Source organism: Halobacillus mangrovi (genome assembly GCF_002097535.1).
GTDB lineage: Bacteria > Bacillota > Bacilli > Bacillales > Halobacillaceae > Halobacillus > Halobacillus mangrovi_A.
Genome location: NZ_CP020772.1, coordinates 1898234 through 1912648, shown reverse-complemented (window position 1 = coordinate 1912648; position 14415 = coordinate 1898234). Strand labels below are relative to the sequence as shown.

Below are 14415 nucleotides of genomic sequence, written 5' to 3'. Positions count from 1 at the left end.
AGAACCGTTTCGCTGCAGACACTCTCCTCTTGCTTTTATTTATTAGTCACCTTTGAATGCACGTTTCATACGTTCAAAGAAATTTCCATGTTGCTCGTCAGTTACTTCATTTCCACTGATATCATTAAACTCACGTAATAGATCTTTCTGACGATCCGTTAAATTCTTCGGTGTAATTACCTTTGTTCTGACGTGCTGGTCCCCTTGACCTCGGCCATGAACATTAGGAGCACCCTTGTCTTTCAAACGGAATGTTTTACCTGTCTGCGTACCAGCAGGAATTTTTAACTTCACTTTGCCATGGACCGTTGGGACTTCGATCTCGTCACCCAGAGCCGCTTGAGCAAAAGTCAACGGAATTTCACAGAAGATATGGTCTCCTTCACGCTGGAAAAATTCGTGAGGCTGGACGCGAATGACCACGAATAGATCACCAGCTGGACCGCCGTTAACACCGTCTTCTCCTTTTCCTTGGACGCGGATTTGCTGTCCATCATCAATACCCGCAGGAATATCAAGATGAATCTTCTTGCGGCTCTTGACGCGTCCGTCACCTCCGCAATTGTTACATTTGTCTTTAACGATTTTACCGCTGCCTTGACAGTGGTGACAAACTCTACGGTTTACTACACGGCCAAATGGCGTGTTCTGTTCCTGATTGATTTGACCGCTCCCTTGACAGTGCGGACATGTTTCCGGTGACGTTCCTGGTTTAGCACCAGAGCCGTCACACGTATCACAATCTTCTTCAACCGGAATTTCAATATCTGTACTTTTACCGAAAATTGCTTCTTCAAATTGAAGAGTCATCGTGTACTGAAGATCGGCACCTTTACGCGGAGCGTTTGGATCGCGTCTCCGTCCGCCGCCTCCGAAGAACATATCGAAAATATCCCCGAAGCCACCGAAGTCTTCTGCTCCACCAAAACCGCCAAAGCCTCCCTGATTTGGACCCGCATGGCCAAATTGGTCGTACTGCGCACGTTTTTGCTGATCACTTAACGTTTCATAAGCCTCTTTAGCCTCTTTGAATTTTTCTGAGGCATTTTCTTCTTCACTGACGTCTGGGTGATATTTACGCGCCAGTTTTCGGTAAGCTTTCTTTATTTCATCCTTTGAGGCATCTTTTGAAACACCAAGAACCTCATAATAATCGCGTTTACTCACTTGTGAATCACTCTCCCGGGCGCTATTACATAACGTTTATATTACCATTCACATAAGGTTCAGGCAAATCTGTTCAGACACAGGCTTTACGTGAAAAAAGTCAAAGCCAAGAAGAACCTGACTTTGACTTTTCTTTTCTCACCTATCCTTACTTCTTATCGTCTTCGTTGACTTCTTCGTAGTCAGCGTCGACAACATCTTCTTCAGAACCGCCAGCTTCTTGTCCTTGCTCGGCTTCAGCCTGGGCTTGTGCCTGCTCATAAAGTTTCACAGAAAGAGCCTGCACTTGTTCTTGAAGGGCTTCTTTCTTCTCTTTTATGGCATCAAGGTCTTCACCTTCAAGTGCTGTTTGAAGCTCTTCTTTTGCAGTTTCAGCTTTTTGTTTCTCTTCTTCACTGACTTGTTCGCCAAGATCTTTGATTGTCTTATCAGTTGTGAAGATCAGCTGATCTGCTTCGTTGCGAAGTTCGATCGCTTCACGTTTCTTCTTGTCTTCCTCAGCATTTTCTTCTGCCTGACGTACCATTTCCTCTACTTCTTCATCAGATAGGCCGGAAGAAGACTTGATTGTGATAGATTGTTCTTTGTTTGTACCCATGTCTTTAGCACGAACATTTACAATACCATTCGCATCAATATCAAAGGATACTTCGATTTGCGGCACACCACGTGGTGCTGGTGGAATGTCCGTTAATTGGAAACGACCTAGTGTCTTATTGTCTTGGGCTAATTCACGCTCACCTTGAAGAACGTGGATGTCTACTGCTGTTTGATTGTCTGCAGCTGTAGAGAACACTTGAGAGTGACTAGTTGGAATCGTTGTATTTCGTTCAATCAATTTCGTTGTAACGCCACCCATTGTTTCAATTCCGAGAGAAAGTGGAGTAACGTCTAGTAGGACAACATCTTTAACGTCACCTTGAAGAACGCCACCTTGGATAGAGGCACCAAGTGCAACAACTTCATCAGGGTTTACCCCTTTAGATGGTTCTTTTCCTACTTCTTTTTTGATTGCTTCTTGTACAGCTGGGATACGAGTAGATCCACCAACTAGAAGAACTTTATGAATATCGCTAGCGCTCATGCCAGCATCTTTCATTGCTTGACGAGTCGGCTTCATGCTGCGCTCAATCAAGTCTGCAGAAAGCTCTTCGAATTTCGCACGAGTCAAGTTCATTTCAAGGTGAAGCGGTCCAGCTTCTCCAGCTGTAATAAATGGAAGTGAAATCTGTGTTTGTGCTACACCTGAAAGATCTTTCTTCGCTTTTTCAGCAGCATCTTTCAAACGCTGTTTTGCCATCTTATCTTGAGATAGATCGATGCCGTTTTCTTTTTTGAATTCTGCAACCATGTGGTCGATAATGACTTGGTCAAAATCGTCACCACCTAGACGGTTATCTCCGGCTGTTGATACTACTTCGAAAGTACCTTCACCAATATCTAGGATGGATACGTCAAACGTACCGCCACCAAGGTCATATACAAGAATAGTCTGGTCTTGATCTTCTTTATCAATACCGTAAGCCAGAGCTGCTGCAGTTGGCTCGTTAATGATACGCTCAACTTCGAGACCAGCAATTTTACCAGCGTCTTTCGTAGCTTGACGCTCCGCATCGTTGAAGTATGCAGGAACTGTAATAACTGCTTTATCTACTGTGTCACCAAGATAGTCTTCTGCATAGCTCTTAATGTACTGAAGGATGATCGCAGAAACTTCTTGAGGTGTGTACTCTTTACCTTCAACTTCAACCTTATAGTCCGTTCCCATATGACGCTTGATGGAAAGAATCGTGTTTGGGTTCGTGATTGCTTGACGCTTCGCAACCTCACCTACTTGACGCTCTCCGTTCTTAAATGCAACAGCTGATGGAGTCGTACGGTTTCCTTCCGGGTTAGGAATTACTTTCGCTTCTCCACCTTCCATTACTGCTACACAAGAGTTTGTTGTACCTAAGTCAATACCAATGATTTTACCCATGGTTAAAAATCCTCCTTTACATTCTCATCTATCATCTTTTTATTGATTTACTTTTACCATAGAAGGGCGGATGACCCTATCTTTTAAGCGATACCCTTTTTGAAGTTCTTCAACCACAATATTTGAATCGTAGTTTTCATCTTCTACTTGCATGATCGCCTGGTGCAAATGGGGATCAAATTCTTCCCCAACGGCTGGAATTTCTTCTACGCCTTCTTTATCAAGTGCTGCTTTGAATTGCTGATAGACCATTTTCATGCCTTCTGCAAACTTTTCAGCAGCTTCTCCGTCTACTTCCACTTGCAAAGCACGGTCGAAATTGTCCAATACTGGAACTAGTTCCTCAACTAGGCTTTGTGATCTATATTTCCGATCCGATTCCTTTTCCTTTTGGGTACGACGTCGGAAATTATCATAATCAGCTTGAAGCCGAAGTAATCGATTGTTGATTTCTTCTTTTTCTTGGCGTAGCTGCTCGAGTTCGCCATTACTTTCTTCAGCTGGCTCTTGTTCAGCTTCATTTTGATCAAGTTCTTCTTCAACGATTCCCTCTTGCTTGTTCTCTTCCACGACTTCCACCTCCTACTTCACCGTTACTGACTATAACATGAATGAATGCCTTAAAAAAAGCAATAGACAAAAAGAAGCGATGGGAAGAAACCCCCATCTTTGATTGTGCCAGTCATTAATACCAGCCTTGAAATGTATTCGTCATGTGCTTAGATAACACATTCATTAAAGAAAACATCCGGTTATACTCCATACGTGTCGGACCTAATAGGGCAATTGTTCCTATTTGATCATTTCCGAGTCTATAGCTTGCTGTAATCAAACTACAGTTTTGCATTGCATCAAAAGGATTTTCCTGTCCGATTCTGAAATGAATCCCTTCGTCGCCTGAGCGTAAAAGGTCGGCCATTTCATTTTCTTGTTCAATCGTTGCATACAGGGAACGCACCTTCTCCAAGTCTCTAAATTCGGGTTGCATCAGGATGTTTGTTTTACCTCCGATATAAAGCTTCGTTGGCTGTTCATCCATTAACGCAGCCTTTAAATAAGAAAAGGCTTGTTCATGCCGTTCCGTATGAGCCTCAAGCAAATCACTTATTTCAGTAAGTAGTTTCTCATGAAGCTTCACGAGCGGAACTCCTTGCAAGCGGCTATTTAAGATGTTCACCATCTTTTCAAGATCTGATGGTTCAATCTCAACCGGAACATTGAAGGCACGGTGTTCGACGTGGCCTGTGTTCGTAACTAAGATGGCAATAGCAGATTGTTTAGTCAATGGAACGATCTGCAATTGTTTCAGCTTCGTTTCGAACACTTCCGGACCTAAAATGATGGAGGTATAGTTCGTTAATTCTGAGAGAATTCCCGCAGATTTTTGTACGACTCTTTCAAACTCCAACATTTTATCATCGAAGGCCTCACGTATGGTGCGGATTTCATCTCGTGACAGACGCAGCGGAGAAAGTAAATGATCCACATAAAAGCGGTACCCTTTTTCAGACGGTACTCTGCCTGAAGATGAGTGCGTTTTTTCAATGAAACCCATCTCCTCTAAGTCTGCCATTTCATTTCTAATGGTTGCGGAGCTGAAAGTCACAGCATCCTTTTTGGCGATTGACCGGGAGCCAACTGGCTGTGCGGTCAGGATGAAATCATCAATTATGACTTGCAAAATGAGCAGTTGTCTTTCTGTTAACATCGATGATCACCTCTGTTAGCACTCGGTTTAACTGAGTGCTAAATCTAATAATAAATTATCAAAAGGGTATGAGGATGTCAACGGGTAAGTTCTCATTTTTAATCGTCAAGCAAAAATTCCCTGAAGACTTCATTTCCAAGGATGCGTCCGCGATCGGTCAGGCGGACCAAACCATTGTCCTCCACAATTAAATTCCTTTGTTTAAGTGTAGGTAGCGCATCTCCGAAAACATCTTCTAACTTTTGGCCATATTTACGTTCGAACCCTGCTTCAGACACACCTTCTGTCTTTCTTAACCCGAGAAACATTTCTTCTTCCATTTGTTCTTTTACGCCTACTGGTTCTTCATGAAGGATCGGCTGTCCATTTTCCATTGCCTGTTTTACATAAGCAGGCAATGGACGAATATTAATTGTTCTTTTTCCAGGCATATACCCGTGTGCACCGGCTCCAATACCATAATAATATTCGTTATTCCAGTATGTCAGGTTGTGTTTGCTTTCAAACCCCGGCTTAGAGAAATTGCTAATTTCGTATTGATGGACTCCTTGGTCAGCTAATTTTTTCTGAAGCAGTTCATACATCTCAGCTTCATCTTCCTCGGGTGGCTTGACTAATGTCCCTTTTTTATAGCGCTGATAGAAGATCGTTTTAGGTTCAATTTGAAGTGAATAGGAAGAATAATGAGGCAGCCCGAATTGCATGGCCTCATCTATCGTCTTCTCAAAATCACGTACCGTCTGGCCCGGCAGCCCATACATCAAATCGATACTCACATTGGATAGCCCCACCTGGAGAAGCCGGTCAACATTTGTGTACACGTCTTTCACCTTGTGTACACGTCCAATTTTTTCTAGCATCTCATCATCAAAAACCTGTACTCCTAATGAGATTCTATTAACACCGTATGCCTTTAATAGTCTTACTTTTTCTACATCCAGATCTCCTGGATTCGCTTCAAACGTATACTCTTCACAACCAGCAATATCAAAATGGTCATCAATCATCTTTAGCAGTTTATCCAACTGACTATGATTGACAGCAGTTGGCGTCCCTCCTCCGACAAAGATGGTCTTTACCTTTGCTTTTCCTTCTGGAATGTACGTATGGATCTCTTTTTCCAGGGCAACCAAATATTCATCGGCGAGCCGTTCATTATAAAAGAACTTCGTAAAATCACAGTAATGGCAGATTTGCTGACAAAAGGGGATGTGTATATATGCGGATGGGATATTCATTGATGTTCCACCTTTCATAAGGAAAACCGCAAGAGATGGACTCCTGCGGCTTCTTGTTTTCAAAAAATTTGATTAATCTTCGCTCAAGTCAAGCACTGACATGAAGGCTTCCTGAGGCACCTCTACAGAGCCTACCATCTTCATACGTTTCTTACCTTCTTTTTGTTTCTCTAGAAGTTTACGCTTACGCGAAATGTCTCCTCCGTAACATTTGGAAAGAACATTTTTACGCATCGCTTTGATGGTACTGCGGGCTACAATTTTGTTACCGATAGCTGCCTGAACAGGAACTTCAAACTGCTGCCTTGGAATCAGCTCTTTTAGTTTCTCGGCAATCAGTTTCCCTCGCTCATAGGCGAAATCACGGTGAACAATGAATGATAACGCATCGATGGTATCTCCGTTTAGAAGAATATCCATTTTTACAAGGTTGGAAGTCCTGTAACCGATGAGCTCGTAATCAAATGATGCATATCCTTTGGTCTGTGACTTCAGAGAGTCAAAGAAGTCGTAGACAATCTCTGATAAAGGAATCTCATACACTACATTCACCCGGTTATCATCCATGTACTGCATATCCATAAAGTTTCCACGTTTCCGCTGGCAAATTTCCATCACTGGCCCTACATATTCATTAGGGACCATAATGGTAGCCTTTACGAATGGTTCCTGTACTTCTTCAAGCTTTTGGTTGTCGGGCATCATCGACGGATTATCAACGTTGGTTTCCGTCCCGTCTGTCATCTTCACCTTATAAATTACACTAGGTGCTGTTGTAATCAAATCAATTTTGTATTCTCTCTCAATACGCTCCTGTATGATCTCCATATGAAGCATTCCAAGGAATCCGCAACGGAACCCAAATCCTAACGCTTGGGAAGTCTCCGCTTCAAATTGCAAGGAAGAATCATTTAATTCAAGACGCTCTAAAGCATCTCTTAAATCATTGTATTTATTTGCATCAACCGGATACATTCCACAGAACACCATCGGGTTCAGTTTCTTATAACCAGGCAGAGGTTCTGCAGCTGGGTTGTTGGCAAGGGTGATCGTATCTCCGACCCGGCTGTCTCCTATATTTTTAATAGAAGCTGTCAAATAACCTACATCTCCGACTGTGAGTTCTTTCAAAGGCGTTGGTGTGGGTCTGAATACGCCAACTTCATTCACTTCAAATTCTTTGCCTGTTGCCATCATTTTGATCTTATCTCCGACTTTGATCGAACCTTCTCTTACACAAGTGTATGCAATAACACCTCGGTAGGAATCGTAAAGCGAATCGAAAATCAACGCTTTGGTCGGATCCTTAACATCACCCACTGGTGCAGGAATATCTGTCACAATCCGCTCTAAAATCTCATCAATTCCGACTCCTTCCTTAGCAGATGCTAAAATCGCATCAGAGGCATCGATCCCTATCACATCTTCTATTTCTTGTTTAATTCGTTCTGGATCGGCACCAGGAAGGTCAATTTTATTTATGACTGGAATAATTTCGAGATCGTTTTCCAATGCCAAATAGACATTGGCAAGAGTTTGAGCTTCGATTCCCTGTGCAGCATCTACAACTAATATAGCTCCTTCACAGGCAGCCAGGCTCCGAGACACCTCATATGTAAAATCGACGTGTCCAGGGGTGTCAATCAAGTGAAAAGTATAATCTTCACCATTATTAGCATGATAGCTTAATTGTACAGCGTTCAGTTTTATTGTAATTCCCCGCTCACGTTCTAGATCCATTGCATCGAGGAATTGTTCTTTCATTTCCCTTTGGGTCAAAGCTTTCGTTTTTTCAAGAATACGATCAGCTAGTGTCGATTTCCCATGGTCAATATGGGCAATAATCGAAAAGTTACGTACCCTTTCTTGTTTATTTTGACTAGTCAACTTAAATCACTCCTACTAATTTCGGCACAGATAGCTAGCCTGATTATAGCAATAGAAGCATGATTATTCAATGTTTAGAGCAAAGCAGGAGAAGATTTTAAGCCGCATCTGAGTGAATGATCTCTGATAAAACTAACAGAACGCCGTTGAAGGTTGCAGCTACGCCTTCTCCAATTCCTCCAGCAATCTCTACAATCCAAGGATAGTCTGTTGTCTCTGTTACTGGTCTGCAATCGTCTGCAGATGATGGGGCTTTTTCTTTTTCTTTTTCTTGTACCTTGACAGTTGGGGTGATCTCCTCTAATTTTTCGTTATTTTTATCGATGCCATAGAAAGCACCCAAAATGAATAGCGCCCCCCCAATAATCAACGCAATCAGCCATTTCAGCATAACCATTCCTCCTTAGTCCGCTGAAACTTTTTCATCTTCAAAATAATAGTCACTGAACACTTCTGCCATGACATCTGCTGATCGGTACAATTCATCCAAATGGTTATAGACCCCTCCGAATTCTATCAGGATTGCATTAGAGCTTATATCCTGGTTATACACCCCATCCACACCAGACCCTTTCTTCGTAATGACTCCCCTGCTTAAACCTGGATATTTTTCTTCAAGTCTTTTGTGCATCTCTGAGGCGAACTTAAGGTTTTCTTCATAATTTTCATTTTCTGCTCCAATAACGAATATAGTCCGGCCATAATCTTTCCCATTAATAGTAATCGTTGTTTTATCTTTCGGTAAACTGTCTCTATGCAAATCAAAGAAATAAGTCAATGATTTATTTTGAGTCATTGCTTCCTTCACTACAGGTCTCATCGCTTCATACGATTGATAATGTTTCATACCATTTTCCTTTAGAATACTGGCTACATCTGTTTGGTCCACAGTAGCTCCAATTCCTTTTTCCTCAAGGCTTTGAGCCAGTCTTTCACCTACTAATGAGATATTTACTTTTCCATCGTAGGCCGTAGACTTGTCCGGAAGATGAGGGTAAAAGGATTCGGTGTTGTGGGTCTGATAAATAAATACTTTGTCTTCCAATGTATTGTCGCTAGGCTGTTTTTGTTTTTCTTGCACTTCTCCTTTTTCTCCCTTGTTCTCCACATCTAAAGGTGGCTCCGACTCTATTGGAAGATTCGAGAAATCAGTTCCTTTACCGGCAATGATAATTTGACTGTTATAAGAATAAAGCCCCGGAATCTCTCTGCCTAATAGACTTCTTGGGTCATTCGGTGTCAGGCTTGTCAATAACTGGAATGATAAAGAAGTAAAACTAGGCAGTTGATTTCCCTCAGGATGAGCATCCGCAAAAAGCCTGTTTTCCATTTCAAATAAATAAATGAACGAGCTTCCTTTCAATTTTGTCGTCCATTCTTGAATCGTATCTGAATATATTCTGTAGGTGGTTTTTGCGCCAGTCAGTATGCCAATGCCTATAAACAGCAAAAGTAAAATAACTGCGGTTAAACCTAACCATTTGGACCAAAGCTTAAAAGGATTGGAGCGCTTACCTTTCCATTTTTGATACTTAGGCATTAAAAAATCCTCTCCTCATACGAACTCTATCTAGTAAATCGTATGAGTGAGAGAATTTTAATAGAACAACTCTATAGTATTTTATTTACTTATCTTGAATAGGATTGAGCTTCTCCATCTTCGACGCCGGGATGAAGTGCCCCATTGATTCCTGTCGCTATTACATGAGCCATATCCTTAATAAACCCGTCCACTTCTTTTGGCGTTACCATTAGGTTGTGCCCCAATGGGGTAAGTACTTCTTTAATAAGCTGTTTCTTTTCAGCTTCCTGCAGCTGACCAAACATACCGAGGACAGCCTTACTCTGTTCTTCCGATGGATGATCTTCTTCTGTCAGCGTTTTTCTCTCAAATGGATTGATAGCAGGTGATAGAGCATTAGAAGGACGGTCTTTTTCTTTCCATTCCCTTCCAAAATGTTTGAGCACATAATCAATCGTATCACTTGTGATGGTCACGGCATCGACAACAGTAGGAACACCTATGGAAATAACCGGAATTCCGTAAGTTTCTTTGCTGATCTCTTTACGCTTGTTCCCGACACCTGACCCAGGATGGATACCGGTATCGGATAGCTGGATAGTGGCATTGATTCGGCTGATCGACCGAGAAGCAAGGGCATCGATAACCACTACAAAATCAGGCTTGATTTCTTCAATGATCCCATGCACCATGTCACTTGTTTCAATTCCAGTTACTCCCATTACACCAGGTGTGACAGCTGATACCGGACGATATCCATCTGCAACGGTCTCAGGATGCAATTCGAATAAGTGACTTGTTACAAGAACTTTTTCGGTAACCAAAGGACCCAAAGCATCAGGTGTAACGTTGTGATTTCCCAGACCAACAATCAACCCACGAGCTTCTTCATTCACTCCTGTATCAAGAAGCAATTTACGCAGCTGCCCGGAAAGAGTTTTAGCCAGGTTGGCCTGAAGCTCTGTATCCTGCTTGCGAATGGCCTGTGATTCGAGAGTAATATAGTGCCCTGCTTTTTTGCCGATTCGCTCCGCACCTGCTTCGTCTACAGTGACATAGGTGATTTTAATATCGTTTTTCTCGTTCTCTTCTACTTCAACCCCGTCAGAGTCAGAAGACGAAGGGTCGTTTTTGACATTCATTTCTTGAGCTTCTAAAGCTAGATCTGTGCGTATTGTATAGTCGAATAAATCGTTCATTTCATTCACCTTCCTTATGCCCATCTTCTCCCATTCTTGAATAAAGTATGCAAAATACAGAGCATGAATGAGATAACTATTGAAAACACCTATCCGCTCTGGTAAAATGTCTCTTGTTCGATATGAATGAGTCTTTTGTTTTTACCTAGGAGGTGAAACCATGCCTAACATTAAATCAGCGAAAAAACGTGTACGTGTAAACGAGGATGCTCGCGCTCTTAATGCAGCTTTCAAATCTGACATGCGTACAGCGGTTAAACGTGTAGAGAAACTTGTAAATAGCAACGACGCTGAAGGAGCTAAAGAAGCTCTTCAAACAGCTGTTAAGAAAGTTGACAAAGCTGTTCAACGCGGAGCCCTTCACAAAAACAACGGTAACCGTACAAAATCACGTCTTACTAAACAAGTAAACGCATTATAATTTCTTCGTTAATTATGACCAACAGACGATCCATTAGAATGGGTCGTTTTTACTTAAAAGAAGCCATCCAGTCTATCTGGATGGCTTCTTTACTAAATAGAAATTTTCTGTTGTTTAATGTGAATTAATCGATAGAGAAGCATTTCAAATGCTAAGGATTTTTCCATTTTCCCTTGTTTTAAAATATAATCTGTTTCAGCAAGCTCTTCCATAATTCTGTCTAATTCCTCAGAAGTGAAATACCGTTCCCTTTTTAAGGCCATTTTTATGACATAAGGGTGAGCCTTAATATAGGCTCGCATTTGATTTTGGGCGTACCCTTTCTGCTTCAAGACCTTCGCTTGACTGATAATTCGAAATTGAGAAGCGAGCAGAGCTGTAAGCGCAATCGGCTCTTCACTCAATTTCTCGAGATCTTTATATATCTGAATGGCTCTTGCAAGGTTCTTTTCCATTACAGCGTCTACAAGCTTTAATCCAGAAGCTTCTGCGCTATGAGAAAGTAGCTGTTCAGCTAATTCTTTTGTCACTACTCCGCCTTCGCCTACATTTAAAGCTAGTTTCTCCATTTCTTTTCTTAATGTCATCAAGTTCGTACCAACCTCTTGTGCAAAAAGCTCATGAATCTCTTCAGGAATAGTAATATTCAACTCACTCGCTAATGTCTGCACCCATTTATCCATATCCCATTCCTTGACTGGCTGACAGGATATAATCTCTGCATTCTTTTTTAAGGATTTAAATATTTTTTTTCTTTCATCCAGTTTTTCATATGGGGCAATGACAATAAGAACTGTATAATCAGCAGGATTTTCTATGTATTCAAGAAATGCATCTGTATCATGTTCAAAAGCTAGCTTGTCCGGCTTTGCTTTTAAAAAAACAGGGTGATAAGCGATGACAACCTTTCCATCTCCCAAAAAAGGGAAGGTTTCTGCGTCTGTAATGGCATCTTCAATTGGTGTCTCTTCTAAATCATATTGAGAAATATTAAATTCTCGATCCTCTTTCTTTAATGTCTTTTCAATGATTTTATTTTTATTCTCCTGGATTAAATAAGATTCTTCTCCATATAATAAAAATACGTGTGATTGTTTTGGATTTCCCATTTTATCCATAATCCTCTCTCACAAAAAATAAATACGGCGACCCACTTAAGTGGTCAGTGTCACTATTTTATTGTGCAATGACATATCTGTCAAAAAAGTGATCACAGTCGCCGCATAAACCATCTATATAAACGCCATTCCAGAAGTCCCGGGTACTTCTGAAGAGGACGATGTTGTTCCTCTTGAATGTAGTTTGACCTCATATGAAATAATTATCTGTGACAAGTCTTGCTAGCAGTGGCAAAACGTATGAACCAAGAGAAAATTTTTTTCCTTCTAGTTCCATGTAGATTTTTACACTAATTTAGCTTATACTTAATAATTGATATAGGAGGGGTCACAATGAACGAATTCAGGAAGGATATCCAGTCCAAAACTAATGACGTTATCGACTCTGGTTTAGGTTTTGTATTTTCCTTTGTTTTCTTTTTCGTCATTTTCTTTATCGGAGTTGTATTCTCAGTAATCGGACAATAATTGAATACAAAAGTGAAGAGACTGCATCAGCAGTCTTTTTTTATTCTCTGCTCGCATTATACGGTAGGAAGCTGGAAAATGTTCCTCTTTGCGAAGAGAAATCATATTGAACAGCACCATAATCAGGGGTTGAAAATAATACAACACCTTGAGCGGATAACCTTTCCACCACTTCTTCATGAGGGTGCCCATAACGATTATCCAAACCTGCAGAAATTAAAGCGACAGAAGGTGAAACATGCTTGACCCATTCCTCTGAAGTAGAGGTATTGCTTCCATGGTGACCAACCTTTAAAACATCCGCGTTTACATTACTTCCCACTTTTATTAATAACTTTTCGATCTCTGCCGAAGCATCTCCAGTAAATATCCACTCAAGTCCACCTAAAGTAGCGGTTAGTACAATCGAGTTGTCATTCGCATCCCCAGTATCTTCCGAAGGATGTAAAAGGTTAAAATCCTGCCCCCCAATAACAAGATGCTCACCTGCTTTTATTCGTACCACATTCTCAACAGTCTCTATCTTTGGATAATACAGGCTAACAACGAGATTGCCTACTTTCATTTCGTTAGCCAGTGTTTGTACACTTCCGCTATGATCCGTATCCTCATGAGTGATAATAATAGCATCAAGCTTAAAAATTCCACGCGACTTCAAATAAGGTAAAATAATTTGCTCTGCAGTCTTTGATTCATCTCCAGTAAATACAGGTGGTCCAGCTGCATCGATCATGATTACTCCTCTTCTGTATGGAAGTTCAACTACAAATGAATCCCCTTGACCAACATCAAGCATCGTCACTCTTCCATAGGGAGAAAAATACGGAAGAATACTGTAGACCATCAGAACTCCTACACTTGCTACTCCAGCAGCAAAAGCAAAAACAAGTTTTTGTTTAATCCATAACCTCATCATAATGATAAATAGGACAAGGCAAACGATGATAAAAGACCTATTGATCTCACCAACCACCCACTGAATATCAAACAAATTGCTATGCGTTTCCAGAAAAGACAAAAAGTTAGTATGAGGAGGGAATAAAGTTTGAGACAAAAGTAAAGAGATCTGAGGAAGAATGAATGAACAAAGAAGCAACATCATCAAGAAGGGAATAACGAAGAAAGAAAAATAAGGGACTAGGAGAAGATTAGCAAAAAGAGAAAGCGGATTGAATTCAAAAAAGTAATACAACTGCAGAGGAAGAATCGAAGTCTGACTTACAAAGCTAATTAAGGCTGACATCGCAAGGGGGTTTTCTGTTTGTTTCAACAAGGGGAAGGATAAAATTAAACTCATGGTTACTAAAAACGAAAATTGAAATCCCAAGTGATCCAGGTAACTAGGGGACAGGATAAGTAATGATAAAGCCACCAGGGAAAGAATGTCTGTTAAGGGTACTTTCCATTTTGAGAAAGTTGACAGCATAACAAGCCCCGCCATAAGGGTGGCTCTCAGTACGGATGGAGCGGCTCCGGCAAGAAGAGCATATGGAGGAAGAAATAGTATGATAAGAACTTTTGCTCCCTCTTTCGTCGCCATGCCCGATCGATAAAGAAGGAAGTACAACGCTGTTACAGTCAAACCAACATCCAGAAATAGCAAGAAGGTGCGACAAATTAAAGTCCTGAAAAAAGGTCACGATACCTTCATCTAAATACTGCTTTTCACCAAATAGTAAAGCAGCCATCCACTTAAAGGCTATAGGGTC

At 41.1% G+C, this 14415-nt stretch carries 13 protein-coding genes; 2 read left to right on the top strand and 11 right to left on the bottom strand.

Features of this window, described 5'->3' with window-relative positions:
* Positions 1 to 42: 42 nt before the first annotated feature.
* From dnaJ to gpr, 9 genes are all read right to left on the bottom strand, one after another.
* Entirely contained in the window at positions 43 to 1167 is a 1125-nt protein-coding gene (dnaJ, locus tag HM131_RS09240; RefSeq protein ID WP_085029488.1) for a molecular chaperone DnaJ, read from the bottom strand.
* Positions 1168 to 1315: 148 nt separating this feature from the next.
* On the bottom strand, positions 1316 to 3145 hold the full coding sequence (gene dnaK / locus HM131_RS09235) for a molecular chaperone DnaK (protein WP_085029487.1): 1830 nt from the start codon (positions 3143 to 3145) through the stop codon (positions 1316 to 1318).
* A gap of 39 nt (positions 3146 to 3184) precedes the next feature.
* Positions 3185 to 3715 (bottom strand): nucleotide exchange factor GrpE, encoded by a 531-nt coding sequence (gene grpE / locus HM131_RS09230; RefSeq protein ID WP_085029486.1) that lies wholly within the window; start codon positions 3713 to 3715, stop codon positions 3185 to 3187.
* Between the two features lie 115 nt (positions 3716 to 3830).
* Positions 3831 to 4853 carry a heat-inducible transcriptional repressor HrcA gene (gene hrcA, locus HM131_RS09225; RefSeq protein ID WP_085029485.1) on the bottom strand — a complete coding sequence of 341 codons (1023 nt, stop codon included), beginning with the start codon at positions 4851 to 4853 and terminating at the stop codon, positions 3831 to 3833.
* A gap of 98 nt (positions 4854 to 4951) precedes the next feature.
* Positions 4952 to 6091 carry a radical SAM family heme chaperone HemW gene (hemW, locus tag HM131_RS09220; RefSeq protein WP_085029484.1) on the bottom strand — a complete coding sequence of 380 codons (1140 nt, stop codon included), beginning with the start codon at positions 6089 to 6091 and terminating at the stop codon, positions 4952 to 4954.
* A 72-nt stretch (positions 6092 to 6163) separates the two neighbouring features.
* Entirely contained in the window at positions 6164 to 7978 is a 1815-nt protein-coding gene (gene lepA / locus HM131_RS09215; RefSeq protein WP_085029483.1) for a translation elongation factor 4, read from the bottom strand.
* 97 nt (positions 7979 to 8075) lie between these two features.
* Positions 8076 to 8369 (bottom strand): hypothetical protein, encoded by a 294-nt coding sequence (locus tag HM131_RS09210; RefSeq protein ID WP_085029482.1) that lies wholly within the window; start codon positions 8367 to 8369, stop codon positions 8076 to 8078.
* Positions 8370 to 8381: 12 nt separating this feature from the next.
* The gene (spoIIP, locus tag HM131_RS09205; protein ID WP_085029481.1) at positions 8382 to 9518 is read right to left on the bottom strand and encodes a stage II sporulation protein P; all 1137 of its coding nucleotides are present in this window, start codon (positions 9516 to 9518) and stop codon (positions 8382 to 8384) included.
* An 89-nt stretch (positions 9519 to 9607) separates the two neighbouring features.
* A complete protein-coding gene (gene gpr / locus HM131_RS09200) occupies positions 9608 to 10699 on the bottom strand; it encodes a GPR endopeptidase (RefSeq protein ID WP_085029480.1) in 1092 nt (363 codons plus the stop codon).
* Positions 10700 to 10859: 160 nt separating this feature from the next.
* Between gpr and rpsT the strand changes: the two genes are divergently transcribed.
* Positions 10860 to 11120, top strand: coding sequence for a 30S ribosomal protein S20 (rpsT, locus tag HM131_RS09195; RefSeq protein WP_085029479.1), 261 nt, complete (start codon positions 10860 to 10862; stop codon positions 11118 to 11120).
* A 92-nt stretch (positions 11121 to 11212) separates the two neighbouring features.
* Here the strand turns inward: rpsT and holA are convergent, their stop codons facing one another.
* On the bottom strand, positions 11213 to 12229 hold the full coding sequence (gene holA, locus HM131_RS09190; RefSeq protein WP_085029478.1) for a DNA polymerase III subunit delta: 1017 nt from the start codon (positions 12227 to 12229) through the stop codon (positions 11213 to 11215).
* Positions 12230 to 12571: 342 nt separating this feature from the next.
* On the opposite strand from holA, the gene HM131_RS09185 reads away from it, so the two are divergent.
* A complete protein-coding gene (locus tag HM131_RS09185) occupies positions 12572 to 12706 on the top strand; it encodes a YqzM family protein (RefSeq protein WP_085029477.1) in 135 nt (44 codons plus the stop codon).
* 40 nt (positions 12707 to 12746) lie between these two features.
* Here HM131_RS09185 and HM131_RS21060 read toward each other — a convergent pair whose 3' ends face one another.
* Complete coding sequence (locus tag HM131_RS21060; RefSeq protein WP_232324906.1) at positions 12747 to 14246, bottom strand: DNA internalization-related competence protein ComEC/Rec2; 1500 nt, start codon at positions 14244 to 14246, stop codon at positions 12747 to 12749.
* Positions 14247 to 14415 lie beyond the last annotated feature (169 nt).

Coding starts and splice junctions, on each gene's coding strand:
- dnaK (WP_085029487.1), bottom strand. CDS start 3,145: ATGGGTAAAATCATTGGTATTGACTTAGGTACAACAAACTCTTGTGTA.
- hrcA (WP_085029485.1), bottom strand. CDS start 4,853: ATGTTAACAGAAAGACAACTGCTCATTTTGCAAGTCATAATTGATGAT.
- hemW (WP_085029484.1), bottom strand. CDS start 6,091: ATGAATATCCCATCCGCATATATACACATCCCCTTTTGTCAGCAAATC.
- HM131_RS09210 (WP_085029482.1), bottom strand. CDS start 8,369: ATGCTGAAATGGCTGATTGCGTTGATTATTGGGGGGGCGCTATTCATT.
- spoIIP (WP_085029481.1), bottom strand. CDS start 9,518: ATGCCTAAGTATCAAAAATGGAAAGGTAAGCGCTCCAATCCTTTTAAG.
- gpr (WP_085029480.1), bottom strand. CDS start 10,699: ATGAACGATTTATTCGACTATACAATACGCACAGATCTAGCTTTAGAA.
- rpsT (WP_085029479.1), top strand. CDS start 10,860: ATGCCTAACATTAAATCAGCGAAAAAACGTGTACGTGTAAACGAGGAT.
- holA (WP_085029478.1), bottom strand. CDS start 12,229: ATGGGAAATCCAAAACAATCACACGTATTTTTATTATATGGAGAAGAA.
- HM131_RS09185 (WP_085029477.1), top strand. CDS start 12,572: ATGAACGAATTCAGGAAGGATATCCAGTCCAAAACTAATGACGTTATC.
- HM131_RS21060 (WP_232324906.1), bottom strand. CDS start 14,246: ATGGCGACGAAAGAGGGAGCAAAAGTTCTTATCATACTATTTCTTCCT.